General features: G+C 30.3%; 15 protein-coding genes. 11 read left to right on the forward strand and 4 right to left on the reverse strand.

Annotated features, from left to right (window positions below; all coding sequences use genetic code 11):
• Nucleotides 1-65 precede the first annotated feature (65 nt).
• The gene (locus A8C32_RS10900; RefSeq protein WP_069830446.1) at nt 66-812 is read left to right on the forward strand and encodes a head GIN domain-containing protein; all 747 of its coding nucleotides are present in this window, start codon (nt 66-68) and stop codon (nt 810-812) included.
• A gap of 184 nt (nt 813-996) precedes the next feature.
• On the opposite strand, the gene A8C32_RS10905 is transcribed toward A8C32_RS10900, so the two are convergent.
• The 3 genes from A8C32_RS10905 to gldA all read right to left on the reverse strand — a co-directional run bounded on the left by A8C32_RS10905 (nt 997) and on the right by gldA (nt 5,376).
• On the reverse strand, nt 997-2,184 hold the full coding sequence (locus tag A8C32_RS10905; RefSeq protein WP_069830447.1) for an acetate/propionate family kinase: 1,188 nt from the start codon (nt 2,182-2,184) through the stop codon (nt 997-999).
• 3 nt (nt 2,185-2,187) lie between these two features.
• On the reverse strand, nt 2,188-4,278 hold the full coding sequence (gene pta, locus A8C32_RS10910) for a phosphate acetyltransferase (protein WP_069830448.1): 2,091 nt from the start codon (nt 4,276-4,278) through the stop codon (nt 2,188-2,190).
• A gap of 201 nt (nt 4,279-4,479) precedes the next feature.
• Nucleotides 4,480-5,376 carry a gliding motility-associated ABC transporter ATP-binding subunit GldA gene (gldA, locus tag A8C32_RS10915; RefSeq protein WP_069830449.1) on the reverse strand — a complete coding sequence of 299 codons (897 nt, stop codon included), beginning with the start codon at nt 5,374-5,376 and terminating at the stop codon, nt 4,480-4,482.
• 484 nt (nt 5,377-5,860) lie between these two features.
• Here gldA and A8C32_RS10920 point away from each other — a divergent pair, with 484 nt between their 5' ends.
• From A8C32_RS10920 to A8C32_RS10935, 4 genes are all read left to right on the forward strand, one after another.
• Nucleotides 5,861-6,688, forward strand: coding sequence for a prephenate dehydratase (locus A8C32_RS10920; RefSeq protein ID WP_069830450.1), 828 nt, complete (start codon nt 5,861-5,863; stop codon nt 6,686-6,688).
• Nucleotides 6,685-7,830, forward strand: coding sequence for a pyridoxal phosphate-dependent aminotransferase (locus A8C32_RS10925; RefSeq protein ID WP_069830451.1), 1,146 nt, complete (start codon nt 6,685-6,687; stop codon nt 7,828-7,830). The genes A8C32_RS10920 and A8C32_RS10925 overlap by 4 nt, the downstream gene beginning before the upstream one ends.
• A complete protein-coding gene (locus A8C32_RS10930; protein WP_069830452.1) occupies nt 7,827-8,678 on the forward strand; it encodes a prephenate dehydrogenase in 852 nt (283 codons plus the stop codon). Before A8C32_RS10925 ends, A8C32_RS10930 begins: the two co-directional genes overlap by 4 nt.
• A 97-nt stretch (nt 8,679-8,775) precedes the next feature.
• Nucleotides 8,776-9,858, forward strand: coding sequence for a bifunctional 3-deoxy-7-phosphoheptulonate synthase/chorismate mutase type II (locus A8C32_RS10935; protein ID WP_069830453.1), 1,083 nt, complete (start codon nt 8,776-8,778; stop codon nt 9,856-9,858).
• Nucleotides 9,859-9,925: 67 nt separating this feature from the next.
• Here A8C32_RS10935 and A8C32_RS10940 read toward each other — a convergent pair whose 3' ends face one another.
• On the reverse strand, nt 9,926-10,378 hold the full coding sequence (locus A8C32_RS10940; RefSeq protein WP_069830454.1) for a hypothetical protein: 453 nt from the start codon (nt 10,376-10,378) through the stop codon (nt 9,926-9,928).
• A gap of 232 nt (nt 10,379-10,610) precedes the next feature.
• Between A8C32_RS10940 and rsgA the strand changes: the two genes are divergently transcribed.
• From rsgA to queA, 6 genes are all read left to right on the forward strand, one after another.
• Nucleotides 10,611-11,561, forward strand: a complete 951-nt coding sequence (rsgA, locus tag A8C32_RS10945; RefSeq protein WP_069830455.1) for a ribosome small subunit-dependent GTPase A — start codon at nt 10,611-10,613, stop codon at nt 11,559-11,561.
• Nucleotides 11,558-12,010 carry a D-aminoacyl-tRNA deacylase gene (gene dtd / locus A8C32_RS10950; RefSeq protein WP_069830456.1) on the forward strand — a complete coding sequence of 151 codons (453 nt, stop codon included), beginning with the start codon at nt 11,558-11,560 and terminating at the stop codon, nt 12,008-12,010. Before rsgA ends, dtd begins: the two co-directional genes overlap by 4 nt.
• Nucleotides 12,010-12,534, forward strand: coding sequence for a metal-dependent hydrolase (locus A8C32_RS10955; protein ID WP_069830457.1), 525 nt, complete (start codon nt 12,010-12,012; stop codon nt 12,532-12,534). The genes dtd and A8C32_RS10955 overlap by 1 nt, the downstream gene beginning before the upstream one ends.
• A gap of 105 nt (nt 12,535-12,639) precedes the next feature.
• Nucleotides 12,640-12,966, forward strand: coding sequence for a nucleotide pyrophosphohydrolase (locus tag A8C32_RS10960; RefSeq protein ID WP_069830458.1), 327 nt, complete (start codon nt 12,640-12,642; stop codon nt 12,964-12,966).
• A 34-nt stretch (nt 12,967-13,000) separates the two neighbouring features.
• Entirely contained in the window at nt 13,001-14,224 is a 1,224-nt protein-coding gene (locus A8C32_RS10965; protein WP_069830459.1) for a 3-phosphoshikimate 1-carboxyvinyltransferase, read from the forward strand.
• A 146-nt stretch (nt 14,225-14,370) separates the two neighbouring features.
• Nucleotides 14,371-15,420, forward strand: coding sequence for a tRNA preQ1(34) S-adenosylmethionine ribosyltransferase-isomerase QueA (queA, locus tag A8C32_RS10970; protein WP_069830460.1), 1,050 nt, complete (start codon nt 14,371-14,373; stop codon nt 15,418-15,420).
• The last annotated feature ends 124 nt before the right edge of the window (nt 15,421-15,544 follow it).

A 15,544-nucleotide genomic window follows, 5' to 3' on the forward strand; every position in this document is an offset into this window, starting at 1 on the left:
CAAGATAAAATGTTTAAATTGAAACTTTAAATAATGGATTTCTGATTTTATAGGAATTACTGAGTATGAAAAAAATACTATACATATTATCATTTTTTTTAATTATTGCTTGTGATAGCGAAAGTGCTAACGATTGTTTTCAAAAAACGGGTGATATTATTAAGCAAGAAGTTATTGTTTCTAATTTTAATAAGATTCTGGTGAACCGTGATGTTGAGTTGATTCTTAAGGATGGAGTAAACCAAAGTGTGGTTATTGAAACTGGGGAAAATTTAATTAACGATGTTACTGCTATTGTTGTTGATGGAGAATTAGCTTTATCGGATAATAATTCTTGTAATTATATTCGTAATTATGGCATTACTAAGGTGTATATAACATCGCCTAATATTACTGAGATTAGAAGTTCTACGCAGTATGATATAAGTTCGGATGGGGTTTTAACTTATCCTAATTTAACGATTTTATCTGAAGATTTTGGAGCTCAAGATTCATTTACTGTGGGCGATTTTAGATTACAAATTGATAATGAAAGTTTTAAATTGACATTTAATAACTTATCAAGTTGTTATGTTTCTGGAAAAACTAATAATTTAAATGTTGCCTTTTTTTCTGGGAATTCACGTTTTGAAGGAGAGAGTTTAGTAGCTCAAAACGTTCAGGTTAGGAATAGGAGTTCTAACGATATGATTGTAAACCCACAGCAGGAGATAAAAGGTAAGATACTTGGAGTAGGTAATGTAATTTCTATAAATAGACCTCCAGTTGTTGAGGTGGAAGAGGTTTATAGAGGACGATTACTTTTTAGATAATTTTTTCTATTTATATATAATCGAGGTTTTCGAAGTTTCTACCTAAGTTATAGAGGAACCAAGATATAGAATTTGATGGAGAGGTACTTAAAATGAAAAGCGTTTATACTGTAAGTTATAGATAAACAAATAAAAGGTTACTTGATAACCTCTTATTTGTTTAGTGAGTCTTCAAAATGAAGGTTTAATCTTTGAATAACTCTAAAGATTGCTTAGCAATTTCTAATTCTTCGTTAGTAGGAATAACTAAGATATTAACCTTTGAGGTGTTAGTGTTTATAGCTCTAAGAGTTTTTAATCTTTCTTTGTTTTTTTCTAAGTCTAATTGAATACCTAAAAAGTCTAAATCTTTACAAATTAATTCTCGCATTAAGCTTGAGTTTTCACCTATACCAGCAGTAAATACAATAGCGTCCAATCCGTTTAAAATAGCAGCATAACTACCAATGTATTTTTTTATACGATATGCATTCATTAGTAATGCTAAACGGCATATTTTATTACCTTTTTCGGCTTCACTTTCGATATCTCTTAAATCGCTATAACCAGTTAATCCTAGCATACCACTTTTCTTTTGTAAAAGGGTATTTACTTCTTCTAAACTGTAGTTGAGTTTTTCTGCTAAATAAAAAATAACTGATGGGTCAATGTCTCCTGAGCGTGTTCCCATAATTAAACCACTTACAGGTGAAAAGCCTAAGGAATGATCGATGCTTTTGCCGTCTTTAATAGCACTGATGCTACAGCCATTACCTAAGTGAATAGTTATAATTTTTGAGTCTTTTTTTTTTAGAAGACTAACAGCTTTTTCTGAAACGTATTTATGACTTGTGCCATGAAATCCATACAGGCGTATGTTATGCTGTTCTGAAAATTCATTAGGAATTGCATATTTATATGCGTGTTCGGGAACAGATTGGTGAAAAGCCGTATCGAAAACAGCTACTTGTTTAGCTTTAGTAAAAATAGCTTCGGCAACTTCGATACCTTCTAAGTTAGCAGGGTTGTGTAAAGGCGCTAATGTTGTTAGTGAGCGTATTTTGTCTTTTACAGTTTTGTTTATTTCTGTGGTATTACTAAAGTGTTTACCTCCATGTACAACACGATGCCCAACAATATTAATATCATCGGGAGATTTAATTACTCCAGTATCGTTATTTAAAAGTTGTTGTGTTAGTAACTCTAAACCTATCTTATGATTTGGAATAGCTGTGACAACTTCAATAGAATCTTGAGATGTATTATATGTAAATTTTGCATCATCTAAACCAATACGTTCTATTAATCCAGAACATAGAATGGTTTCTTGCGGCATTGAAAATAATTGAAATTTTAGGGAAGAACTTCCTGAGTTTAAAACTAATACTTGCATAAATTAAAATTCTTGAGCTTGAATGGCTGTTATAATTACGGTGCTGTAAATATCGTCTGCAGTACAGCCTCTACTTAAATCATTTACGGGTTTATTAAGGCCTTGTAGCATTGGACCAATAGCTAATGCGCCGGTTTCACGTTGTACCGCTTTATAGGTATTGTTTCCTGTATTTAAATCTGGGAAAATTAATACGCTGGCTTGTCCTGCAACTTCAGAATTTGGCAACTTACTTTTTCCAATACGCATGTCTACAGCAGCATCGTATTGAATAGGACCTTCAATTTTAAGGTCTGGTACTTCTTCTTTAGCTATTTCTGTAGCTGTTCTTACTTTTTCAACATCTAGACCTTTGCCTGAAGCTCCCGAGGAGTATGATAGCATTGCTACTTTTGGTTCTATACCAAAATCTTGAGCTGTTTTTGCTGAAGAAATAGCTATTTCTGCTAATTGTTCTGCATTTGGGTTTGGATTAATTGCGCAATCACCAAAAATAGAAATACGATCTTCTAAACACATAAAGAATACTGATGATACAATATTAACTCCTGGTTTGGTTTTTATGAATTGTAAAGCAGGACGTAGTGTGTGCTGTGTTGTATGCACAGCTCCAGAAACCATGCCATCTGCATGTCCTTTGTAAATCATCATGGTAGCAAAATAAGATACATCGGACATAGTATCTTTTGCTATGTCTAAGTTTACATTTTTATGTTTTCTAAGTTTATAAAATGTATTAACATAATCTTCGTAATGAGGCGATTTAATTGGAGAAACAATGTTAATTTGTTCTAAGTTTAAAGGAATATCTAACTTTGCTATTTGTTCGCTTATTTTTTCTTTTTCACCTATTAAAGTTAATTCGACAACTTGGTTGTTAATTAATTTTGCAGCTGCACGTAAAACACGTTCATCGTTTCCTTCTGGCAAAACAATATGTTTTTTGTTTTTAAGAGCGCGTTGTAATAAATTATATTGAAACATTCTAGGAGTGAAAATATCCGATTTGAACGTAATTAAATCGTTCGTTAGTTTATTCACATCTACATGTTTTTCGAATGTGGCAATAGAGGTTGTTATTTTATCTGTGTTTTCGGCATAAATTTTAGATTTTATTTTACCAATTTTATTAGTAGTATAAAATGTACCACCTTTAACGCTAATAATAGGAACGATACTAGATAAACCTTCTATTAATTTTAAAATAGGTTCTTCTGGAATAATACCTCCAGTTAAAATAATCCCAGAAATTTTTGGATAGTTTTTAGAAAGATTGGCTTGAAGCGCTCCTAAAATAATATCGGCTCTATCTCCAGGAACAATTACTAAGGTGTTTTCTTTTAAATGGGTTAGGTAGTTACGTAATTGCATGGCTCCAACACCATAATTTTCTACTTGGTTGTTTAATAAATCTTTTCCAAAAAGTAGGTTGCCTCCAATAGTTTTAGATATTTCTTTTAAAGTAGGACTTCCTAAGCTTCTTATTTCAGGAATTATTGAAATTTCTGTATTGTTTTTAAACTGTTTTTTTAATTCTATATCTAATAGATCTATATCGTCTATATTAACTTTATTAGCTATTACAGATAATACATCTACATCTATTTTAAAGGTATCGTATGCTAATTTAGCATTATCTACAATTTCTTTTACATTTTTACCATCGCCATGCAAAACAATAATGGCGGGTAAACCTAGGTTTTTAGATATAAGTATGTTAATATCTAATTCTATTATAGAAGTTTCGTCTGAGAAATCTGTACCCTCAACTAAAACAAAATCGTATCGTTCTTCTAGGTATTTATACTTTTTTATAATTTCGTCAATTACAAATCCAGATTTACCTTCATTAAATAAATTTAAAACTTCACTTCGAGTGAAAGCATATGTTTTTTTGTAGTTGATATCTATTTCGAAATGAGAAACAACAGTATTTATATGACTGTCCATTTCACCAACTTCTAAATCTTCTATTATTGGTCTAAAATAACCAACCTTAGCGGTCTTACCAAGTAATGTTCTCATTAAACCAAGAACTACTATAGATTTACCACTGTTAGGCTCTATGGTAGCAATGTATATTCCTTTACTCATTTAAGTGTTTTTGTAGTTTACAAAGATATATTATAGCTTACTTTTAAGCGAAATATCCATGTTGATTTATCGTTAAAAAATGAATAACGAAATTAATATCTTAATATGTTAGTAAGGGTGATATTTATCATACTTATTAAGTTAAGTATAATAAAATCAATAAATGGAATTATTTTTTATATAAATAGCAGAATGGAATGGTTATTTAGAGGTTAATTCTGTAAATAAATTTTCTAAACTTGTATTCTTCTGATTAAGTTGTAGTATTTTTAGTTGATTGTCGTGAGCAAAATCAAAAACATGAGAACGCATGTCTTGATCTGTTTTAAAAGTTATTTCATAAATGAAACCTTGAGTATTTATAACGTTTTTTACTTTAGGGAGTTTTAATAAAAAAGCATCCTCAATACGATAATCAAATTCAACGATAACGACTTGCTCTTTACCTTCGTTTAGCTCTCTTAGTTTTTTATTGGTAACGATTTCTCCTTTATTAATAATAATAACTCGGTCACACATAGCCTCAACTTCTTGCATAATGTGAGTAGAAAGAAAAACAGTTTTTGTTTTTCCAATAGTTTTTATGAGGTTTCTAATGTCTATTAATTGATTTGGGTCTAATCCTGTTGTAGGTTCATCTAGTATTAAAACATCAGGATCATGTAATAAAGCGTTTGCTAAACCAATACGTTGGCGATATCCTTTAGATAGTTGCCCTATTTTTTTATGAGCTTCTGGAGTTAACCCAGTAAGTTCAATAACGTCTTCAATTCGTTGTTTATTAACTTTGTATATACTGGCGTTAAAAGCTAAATATTCTTTTATGTACATATCCAAATATAATGGATTATGTTCTGGTAAATAGCCAACACTTTGCTGTACAAGTTGAGAATCTTTATTAATGTCATATCCATTTACTTTAGCAGTGCCTTCATTGGGAGTAATGTATGTTGTTAAGATTTTCATCATGGTTGATTTTCCTGCTCCATTTGGCCCTAAAAAACCAACAATTTCAGGTTTTTCTACTTTAAAAGATATATTGTTTAAGGCTTTCTGACTACCATAAAGTTTTGAAATTCCAGTTACTTCAATAGACATAATTAAAATTTTTTGTTCAAAAATAATGATTAGGTATTAAAACTATATTAGTATACGATTTTTTTATAAGCTTTAGTAATTTAATTAGTAAATTAAAATTAATGAATGGCAATAGAGTGATTTTAAGATGTAATAGGTTTTCTAATATATAATTTGAGATTGTATAATGTAAAGTAAGATTTGCTATAAAATCTTTAAATCTTATAATAATTATGGAAAAAAGGTTTTATACTGTTTTGATTTCTTAAATAATTAATTACTTTAGCCTCGTAATTATGACAACAACAGTATTTTATACATATTTTAATTTCTATTTCTTTTTTAGCAAGAGGAACGAGACGTTGTATGTATAGTTTATAACAATAAATTAAAATATGAGTCTCGATGAAAATCGAGACTTTTTTTTGTTAAACAATTAATTAAAGTAATAATAAAGATAAGTTCTGGTTTAAGATTGGAATTTTAAATACAAAATAATTAGAATTTGATTAAAACGGTAGCCATACAAGGAGCCAAAGGCTCAAATCATCATAAAGTTGCTCGCGACTTTTATGGGAATAATATTGCGTTAAAAGAATGTATGTCTTTTGATGTTTTGGTCGATAGTTTGTTGTATGGTGCTTCTAATCAAGCTGTTATGGCGATAGAGAATACTATAGCAGGTTCTATTATTCCTAATTATGCTTTAATAGATAAGAATGATTTACATATTTGTGGAGAACGTTATTTAAATATTCATCACCATTTAATGGCGTTGCCAAATCAGAGTATTTATGATATAAAAGAAGTATGTTCGCACCCAATGGCATTGTTGCAGTGTAAAGAGTTTTTTAAACAGTACCCGCATATTAAATTAGTAGAAGATGTAGATACTGCCGAAGTTGCTAAAAGAATAGCAAACGACCAACTAAAAGGAGTCGCTGCTATAGCTCCAAAAATAGCTGCAGAGATTTTTAATTTAGAGGTGATTGAAGATGAAATTCAAACGATAAAAGATAATTCGACGCGATTTGTAATTATTCAAACTAAAAAGCCAAATAATGGTATTGATGAAATTAATAAAGCATCTATAAAGTTTCAATTAGATCATAAAAGAGGAAGTTTAGCTGCTATTTTAAATGTGTTAAGCGATTGTAAAATGAATTTAACTAAAATTCAATCTTTACCAATTATAGAAACACCATGGAAGTATGCTTTTTTTGTAGATGTGACTTTTGATACTTATAAAGAATTTGAAAAAGCAAAAGCAATAATAGAAATAATGGCACTAGATTTTAAAGTGCTAGGAGAATATAAAAATGCAAAGATATGATTGAAGTAGCTAACAGGTTACAAACCGTTGAAGAATACTACTTTTCTAAAAAATTAAGAGAAGTAGGTCTGCTTATAGCAAGCGGTAAACCTATTATTAACTTAGGTATTGGTAGTCCCGATATGAAGCCGCCGCAAAAAGTTTTAGAAGCTATTTCTAATAGTTTTCAGGATGCTAATGTTCATAAATATCAAAGCTATCAAGGGCTTCCTGAACTTAGAGAAGCTATCTGTGGATTTTATAAAGAGCACTTTTCTGTAAATTTAAGTCCATCTACAGAGGTTTTACCATTAATGGGGAGTAAGGAAGGGATTATGCACATTTCTATGGCATATCTAAATGAAGGAGATGTTGTTTTAATACCAAACCCAGGATATCCAACCTATCAATCTGTTACAAAATTAGTAGGAGCAACACCTGTATTTTATGAGTTAGATGCTGCTAATAATTGGTTACCTGATTTTGATGCTTTAGAAAAAACAAACTTAAGTAAAGTTAAATTAATGTGGGTTAATTATCCTCACATGCCAACTGGTGCTCAACCAAGTGAAACTTTATTTGAAGAGTTAGTAGCGTTTGCTAAACGTCATAACATTTTAATTGTTAATGACAATCCATATAGTTTTATATTGAATGATTCGCCTAAAAGTATTTTAAATGTAGAAGGCGCAAAGGATGTTTGTTTAGAACTTAATTCTTTAAGTAAAACATTTAATATGGCAGGTTGGCGTGTTGGAATGGTTGTGGGAGATAGTACACATATAAGTAACATTTTAAAGGTAAAAAGTAATATGGATTCTGGGATGTTTTATGGCATTCAAAAAGGAGCTATAGAAGCTTTAAAATGTTCAAAAATGTGGTTTGCTACATTAAATAATGTTTATAAAAAACGTAGAGATTTAGTTTGGCAACTAGCAGATGCTTTTAATTGTACATACGATAAAGAAGCAACAGGGCTTTTTGTTTGGGCAAAATTACCAGATCATATAAAATCTGAAGAGTTTATAGATTTGATATTAAAAGAAAACCATTTATTCATTACACCAGGAACTATTTTTGGTACAAAAGGTGAAGGTTATATTAGGTTTTCTTTATGTGCATCGACTGAAGTTTTACAAGAAGCTATAGATAGAGTAAAATGAAGCAGATATACGTTGTAGGAATAGGGTTAATTGGAGGTAGTTTAGCTTTAGATATAAAAAAGTTAGATAAGACTGTTACCGTTTATGGAATAGATAAGAATGAAGTGCATTTAGATGAAGCTATTTCTTTAGGGATTATCGATGAAAAAGCTGAATTAAAAGCTATTGAAAAAGCAGATTTGGTTATTCTTTCAATACCTGTTGATGCTTGTGTTAATATACTTTCTAATGTTTTAGATTTAATATCGGATCATACTTTAGTTGTCGATGTAGGGTCTACAAAAGAAGCTATTTGTGAAGTTATTAAAGAGCATCCTAAAAGAAGAAATTTTTTAGCAATGCATCCTATTGCTGGAACCGAATTTTCTGGACCAAAAGCAGCAATATTAGGTTTGTTTCAAAATAAAACGAATATTATTTGCGAAGTAGAAAAAACAGCATTTAAGCTTCAGGAAAAAGCATTAAAATTATTTGCTAATATAGGTATGCGTATTCGTTACATGAATCCTAAAGCTCACGATAAGCATATTGCTTATGTATCGCATTTGTCTCATATAAGTTCTTTTATGCTAGGGAAAACTGTTATTGAAAAAGAAAAAAATGAGCGTGATATCTTTGATATGGCTGGTAGTGGGTTTGCTTCAACAGTGCGTTTAGCAAAAAGTTCACCAGATATGTGGACACCTATATTTAAACAAAATAAAGATAACGTTATAGAAACATTAGAAGAGTATATTGCAAATCTAACTCATTTTAAAGAGATGATAAAAGAAGATGATTTCTTAGCTGTTTTTAATGAGATGAAAAACACGAATCATATAAAAGATATTTTAAACGGAATAAATTAAAAATAAATCCCAACAATAGAATCTCAAATACCAATTTGTAACAAGTAACTAAAGTTTGGATTTTGGAATTTGATTTTTTGAAATTTTATTAGAAATTATGGAAAACAAAAAAGAAATGAGAACATGGTTAGATGATTTAAAATTAGATCATCCATTAGTAATTGCAGGGCCATGTAGTGCAGAAACAGAAGAGCAAGTTTTAAAAATTGCTCATGAGTTGAAAGATACTGATGTTAGTTACTTTAGAGCTGGTATTTGGAAACCAAGAACGCGTCCAGGAATGTTTGAAGGTGTTGGAGCATTAGGTTTAAAATGGTTACAGAAGGTAAAAGCCGAAACTGGTATGAAAGTGTGTACAGAGGTTGCAAATGCAGCACATGTAAAACTAGCATTAGAACATGATATAGATTTACTTTGGATTGGAGCACGTTCTACTGTGAGTCCTTTTATTATGCAAGAAATTGCAGATGCTTTAGAAGGTACAGATAAACCTGTATTAATAAAGAATCCAGTAAATCCAGATTTAGCTTTATGGTTAGGTGGTATAGAAAGAATATACAAAGCAGGCGTTAAAAATATTGGAGCAATTCATAGAGGGTTTTCAACTTATGAAAAATCTAAATATAGAAATAACCCAGAATGGCAATTAGCTATTGAGTTTCAGAATAAATATCCAGATATTGCTTTAATTAATGATCCTTCACATATTACAGGTAAAAGAGATATGATTTTTGATGTATCTCAAACTGCTTTAGATTTAAATTTTGATGGATTAATGATTGAAACTCATTATGATCCAGAAAATGCATGGAGTGATGCTGCACAACAAGTAACACCTGCAAGTTTGGTTCAAATCATGAAAGATTTAAAAGTAAGAAAAGAAGCTGATGCAGAGTCTGAATATAATAACTCATTAGATAACTTAAGAGCTCAAATAGATGTTGTAGATAATCAAATTATAGGACTTTTAGGTAAGCGTATGAAAGCTTCAGACGGTATTGGAGCACTTAAAAAACAAAAAAACGTAGCTGTTTTACAATCTAAGCGTTGGAACGAAATTTTAGGTCGTATGGTATTAGAAGGACAAGAACATGGTTTAAGTGAAGAATTCATTTTAAAAATGTTTAAAGCTGTTCATCAAGAATCAATTAATCATCAAGAAAAAGTGATTAATGGTTAAACATTAAATTAAATATAAGTACAAAAATGCCTCGCAATTGTGAGGCATTTTTTTCTTAAAAAGAATGTTATTGTTTGTTTCTCTTAAAAATATAACGAGTAATAAAAATACCTTTTCCATCATCTTTTCCAGCTTCACTTTCAACGGCACTAGTTACAAAAGCTAATTCCCATCCTTCTTTAGCCATAGTATTAATTTTTGAAGTCATAAGTGCATCATTTGCAGCAATATTTTGGAATCTAATACCGCTCAAATTGTAAAAATTTAAAAGTTTAGTTTCATCAAAATCTTTAACTCTTATTTCATCACGTTTCGATTTATTGCGACTCCTGTCTTCTTTGGTTTGTGTAGATGTAAAATCCTTGTAATTTTTTTCTTCATTAGCGCTAATCATTCTTGATCGGCCTAGTCCACTAGGAACAATAGATTCTACACTTGTTACAATTTTGTATTCGACTTGAGCATTAGTTTCTAAAAAAGAGAATAAAACAATAGCTAGAGAAATAAAAAGGTTTTTCATGTTGTTAAGTTTTTTTAAATTTAAAGAAATTAATATATGATTAAAGCTGTAAAATTTTAAAAGAAAATAAACTTACTCACTCAAAATAGGTATTCTTAATTTTATAACCAAGCTTATTAATATAGGTTTGATATGTAATATAGCAAATGAAGAACTTAATAGTAACTAAAAAAGCAACAAAAGGTTAAATCATTCAATTTAAAAATTGTTATTTTGTACTATAATTAAATGAATGACAGGACACGTATATAAATCTACAGGAAGTTGGTACACCGTAAAAACCGATTTAGGGTATACCTATGAATGCCGTATAAAAGGTAAATTCCGTATAAAAGGTATTAAAAGCACTAATCCCATTGCAGTTGGAGATGTGGTAGATTTTGAATTGGAAACAGATAATAATCAAGAATCAGGTATTATTTATAATATTCATGATAGAACTAATTATATTGTTAGGAAGTCTGTAAACTTATCTAAGCAAACACATATTATTGCAGCTAACTTAGATCAAGTGTTTTTAATGGTTACGATCAATAATCCACCTACATTACCTAGTTTTATTGATCGATTTTTAGTTACAGCAGAGGCTTATTCTATAAAAACAGTATTATTATTTAATAAAATAGATACCTATGATGAGGAAGCACTTAATGAGGTTAAATATTTAGCGCACATATATAGAAAGATCGGTTATGAATGTATTGGAGTTTCAGCTAAAACAGGCAAGAATGTAGATAAGGTCAAGGCTTTAATGGAGAATAAAACGAGTATGTTTTCTGGGCATTCAGGAGTTGGTAAATCTACACTAGTAAACTCTATTGAACCATCTTTAAATATTAAAACAAAAGAAATTTCAACACAACACATGCAAGGGCAACATACTACAACATTTGCAGAAATGTTTGATTTAGGTTTTAATGCAAAAATTATTGATACTCCAGGGATAAAAGGATTTGGTGTAGTCGATATGGATAAAGAAGAAATAGGAGACTATTTTCCAGAAATATTTAAACTAAAACAAGACTGTAAATTTAATAATTGTTTACATATTCAAGAGCCTAAATGTGCAGTAAAAAGTGCTTTAGATGATAATGAACTAGCATTTTCGCGTTACCGTAGTTATTTACAAATAGTAGAAGGTGAAGACGAGCACTATAGAACAGATACTTGGGATAAAGAATGAAAACAGTAATTCAAAGAGTTTCAAAAGCTAGTGTAACAATCGAAGGAGAAAAGGTAGCTTCTATAGAAAAAGGGCTTTTAATTCTTTTAGGAGTAGTAAATGAAGATACTCAAGAAGACATAAAGTGGCTGTCTAATAAAATAGGTAACCTTAGAGTGTTTAGTGATGAAAATGGCGTGATGAATAGATCACTAAAAGATATTGATGGTAATGCTATTGTAGTAAGCCAATTTACTTTACATGCTTCAACTAAAAAAGGAAACCGCCCAAGTTATATAAAGGCAGCAAAACCAGACATCGCAATACCAGTTTACGAGAATTTTGTTAAACAATTAGAAATAGATTTAGGTAAAAAGGTTCAAACGGGACAGTTTGGTGCAGATATGAAAGTAGAATTACTTAATGATGGGCCAGTTACTATTATGATAGATACTAAAAATAAAGAATAATGGCATCTATTTTTGGTCATAGTATAGTTGGATTTACATTATCTAAAGTCATTGATAAAAACAATGGTAAGCTATTATTGATTTTAGCCATATTTTCAACTATTTTACCAGATTTTGATGTTATTGGGTTCAAATTAGGAATACCATATGATCATGTTTTAGGGCATCGTGGACTCACACATTCTATACTTTTCTCTATACTTTGGGCACTTATATTGATGTTTACGGTAGGAAGAAAAAATAAGCTTATTTGGTTTTTAGTTATTTTTCTATCAACAATATCACACGGTATTTTAGATGCGATGACATCTGGAGGTAAAGGCGTGGGCTTTTTAATTCCTTTTAATGATAGTAGGTTTTTCTTTCCGTTTAGAGAAATAAAAGTATCACCCATTGGAATAAAAAATTTTTTTTCAAAATGGGGAGTCATGGTTTTATTAAGTGAATTAAAGTATATATTTCTACCGTGTTTTTTTATATTTGGAGTAAAGGTTTTTATGAAATCAAATAATCGTTTCATCTAAAGTATACATAAATATAACCCTTCTATTATATTACGAGACTTTAAAATTATATTTTACACAATTAAGTAAAAAAGAAACAGGACAAATTGTAATAACAAAAGCATAATGAATATAGAAAACGCACAAAAAGAAGTAGATAATTGGATTAATGAACACGGTGTTCGTTATTTTAATGAATTAACTAATATGGCGCAACTTACGGAAGAAGTAGGTGAAGTAGCTAGAATTATAGCCAGACGCTATGGAGAGCAAAGCGAAAAAGAAAGTGATAAAGACAAAGATTTAGGCGAAGAATTAGCAGATGTCTTATTTGTGGTATTATGTTTAGCAAACCAAACAGGAGTAGATTTGCAAAAAGCTTTTGATAAAAGAATGGATAAGAAAGGAAAACGAGACCACGATAGGCATCATAATAACGAAAAATTAAAGTAAATTTGCCACTTCTTTTAAATGGTAACTTAAGAATATGCACTTTACACTTCAAAAATCTAAAATAGCAAAGCAATCATCAATACAAATAACAGGTTCTAAAAGTGAATCTAACCGTTTGTTGTTACTTCAAGCATTATATCCAGAGTTTAAACTTGAAAATGTCTCAAATTCAGACGATAGTAATTTAATGACGAATGCATTAAGTTCTCAATCAGAACTTGTAGATATTCATCACGCAGGCACCGCAATGCGTTTCTTAACAGCCTATTTCTCTATACAAGAAGGAAGAGAAACCGTGCTTACAGGATCTAAACGTATGAAAGAGCGACCAATTAAAATATTGGTAGAAGCCCTTCAAGAATTAGGAGCAGAAATAAGCTATGTAGAAAATGAAGGCTATCCACCTATAAAAATTAAAGGAAAGAAGTTAATAAAAAGCAATGTATCATTAAAGGCTAATGTAAGTAGTCAATATATATCTGCATTATTATTGATTGCTTCAAAACTTGAAAACGGATTAGAATTAACACTTGAGGGAGAAATAACGTCTATTCCATATATCAAAATGACATTAAGCCTGTTAGACGAAATAGGAGTAGAAACGTCATTTATAGATCAAGTAATTACAGTAAAACCTAATACTAAAAATTTAGAACCAAAAACACTAGTCGTAGAATCAGATTGGTCATCGGCATCTTATTATTTTAGTATAGCAGCAATAAGTGAAGTAGGAACAGAAATAACAATAGCGTCATATAAAGAAAATTCATTACAAGGCGATTCAGTTTTAGTAGATATATATAAACACTTTGGAGTAACATCTACTTACCAAGGAAACTCTATTACTCTAAAAAAGGAAACATCAAATATTACACCATTAACCTTAGATTTAAAGAATGCACCAGATATAGCGCAAACCATAGCAGTAACATGTTTTGCCTTAGGGATACCATGTGATTTAACAGGGTTACATACTTTAAAAATTAAAGAAACAGATAGGTTAGTAGCTTTAAAAACAGAAATAGAAAAATTAGGAGGTCAAGTAGAAATTACAGATAAATCTTTGCATTTGTTAGCATCTAATAATATTAAAGAACTAGTGTCTATAGCAACATATAATGACCATAGAATGGCTATGGCATTTGCTCCATTAGCACTTAAAGAAGCCATTATTATAGAAGATGCAGCTGTAGTTTCAAAATCGTATCCAACATTCTGGGACGATTTAAAATCTATTGGATTTCAAATAACTAAATAATAATCACTCATTTACTTGACAACCCCTATTCTCAGATTGTATATTTGCAGCTTTCTTATAAATAAGTAAAACTAAAAAATATAATGTTTATAGAGAATATCAGCTATAGATGTTACATCTTACAACTAAAAAATAAATAAAAACGTATGAAATTATCACACTTCGGCTTTGATTTACCAGACGAATTATTAGCAGAATATCCAGCAGAAAATAGAGATGAGTCGCGTTTAATGGTTTTAAACAGAAAAGAGCAAACCATCGAGCATAAAATGTTTAAAGACCTTATCGACTATTTTAAAGAAGACGATGTTCTAATACTTAACAATACTAAAGTATTTCCTGCTAGATTATACGGTAATAAAGAAAAAACAGGAGCTAGAATAGAAGTGTTTTTATTAAGAGAGTTAAACGAAGAACAACGTCTTTGGGATGTGTTGGTAGATCCTGCTCGTAAAATAAGAATTGGTAACAAATTATATTTTGGAGACGATGATACCCTAGTTGCAGAGGTTATAGATAATACAACATCAAGAGGACGTACATTACGTTTCTTATATGATGGATCATACAAAGAATTCCGTAGAAAATTAAATGAACTAGGGGAAACGCCATTACCAAAATATATAAAAAGAGAAGTAGAACCAGAAGACGAAGCACGTTATCAAACTATTTTTGCTAAAAATGAAGGAGCAGTAGCAGCTCCAACAGCAGGACTTCATTTTTCGAAACATTTATTAAAACGTTTAGAAATTAAAGGTGTTGATTTTGCGGAAGTAACTCTACATGTTGGTTTAGGAACTTTTAATCCAGTAGAAGTTGAAGATTTATCTAAGCATAAAATGGATAGTGAAGAGTTAAAGATAGATGAAAAAGCGGTAAAAGTTGTTAACGAAGCTATAGAAAATAAGAGACGTGTTTGTGCAGTAGGTACCACCGCAATGCGAGCTATAGAAAGTGCAGTATCATCAAACGGAAGATTAAATGAAATAGATGGATGGACTAATAAATTTATTTTTCCACCATACGATTTTAGTATAGCAAACTGTATGATAACTAATTTTCATACACCAAAATCAACCCTATTAATGATGGTTTCAGCATTTGCTGGTCACGATTTTATTAAAAAGGCGTACGATGAAGCCGTAAAAGAGAAATATAAATTTTACAGTTACGGTGATGCGATGTTAATCATATAAATTTTAAAAGCCTTGTATTTTACAAGGCTTTTTTTATGGCATTATCCAAAGGGTCGGGCTTTCGGCAGTCGCTCTCTGCGAGGAGCTCCAACAATGCCTCAATCCCTAATGCAAGTTATAGTTT

The organism is Flavivirga aquatica, from assembly GCF_001747085.1.
GTDB lineage: Bacteria > Bacteroidota > Bacteroidia > Flavobacteriales > Flavobacteriaceae > Algibacter_C > Algibacter_C aquatica.

Excerpts from the sequence above, each read along its gene's own strand:
- dtd (WP_069830456.1), top strand. The coding sequence starts at position 11,558 with ATGAAAACAGTAATTCAAAGAGTTTCAAAAGCTAGTGTAACAATCGAA.
- gldA (WP_069830449.1), bottom strand. The coding sequence starts at position 5,376 with ATGTCTATTGAAGTAACTGGAATTTCAAAACTTTATGGTAGTCAGAAA.
- A8C32_RS10925 (WP_069830451.1), top strand. The coding sequence starts at position 6,685 with ATGATTGAAGTAGCTAACAGGTTACAAACCGTTGAAGAATACTACTTT.
- A8C32_RS10960 (WP_069830458.1), top strand. The coding sequence starts at position 12,640 with ATGAATATAGAAAACGCACAAAAAGAAGTAGATAATTGGATTAATGAA.
- pta (WP_069830448.1), bottom strand. The coding sequence starts at position 4,278 with ATGAGTAAAGGAATATACATTGCTACCATAGAGCCTAACAGTGGTAAA.
- A8C32_RS10900 (WP_069830446.1), top strand. The coding sequence starts at position 66 with ATGAAAAAAATACTATACATATTATCATTTTTTTTAATTATTGCTTGT.
- rsgA (WP_069830455.1), top strand. The coding sequence starts at position 10,611 with ATGACAGGACACGTATATAAATCTACAGGAAGTTGGTACACCGTAAAA.
- A8C32_RS10955 (WP_069830457.1), top strand. The coding sequence starts at position 12,010 with ATGGCATCTATTTTTGGTCATAGTATAGTTGGATTTACATTATCTAAA.
- A8C32_RS10905 (WP_069830447.1), bottom strand. The coding sequence starts at position 2,184 with ATGCAAGTATTAGTTTTAAACTCAGGAAGTTCTTCCCTAAAATTTCAA.
- A8C32_RS10930 (WP_069830452.1), top strand. The coding sequence starts at position 7,827 with ATGAAGCAGATATACGTTGTAGGAATAGGGTTAATTGGAGGTAGTTTA.
- A8C32_RS10940 (WP_069830454.1), bottom strand. The coding sequence starts at position 10,378 with ATGAAAAACCTTTTTATTTCTCTAGCTATTGTTTTATTCTCTTTTTTA.
- queA (WP_069830460.1), top strand. The coding sequence starts at position 14,371 with ATGAAATTATCACACTTCGGCTTTGATTTACCAGACGAATTATTAGCA.
- A8C32_RS10965 (WP_069830459.1), top strand. The coding sequence starts at position 13,001 with ATGCACTTTACACTTCAAAAATCTAAAATAGCAAAGCAATCATCAATA.
- A8C32_RS10935 (WP_069830453.1), top strand. The coding sequence starts at position 8,776 with ATGGAAAACAAAAAAGAAATGAGAACATGGTTAGATGATTTAAAATTA.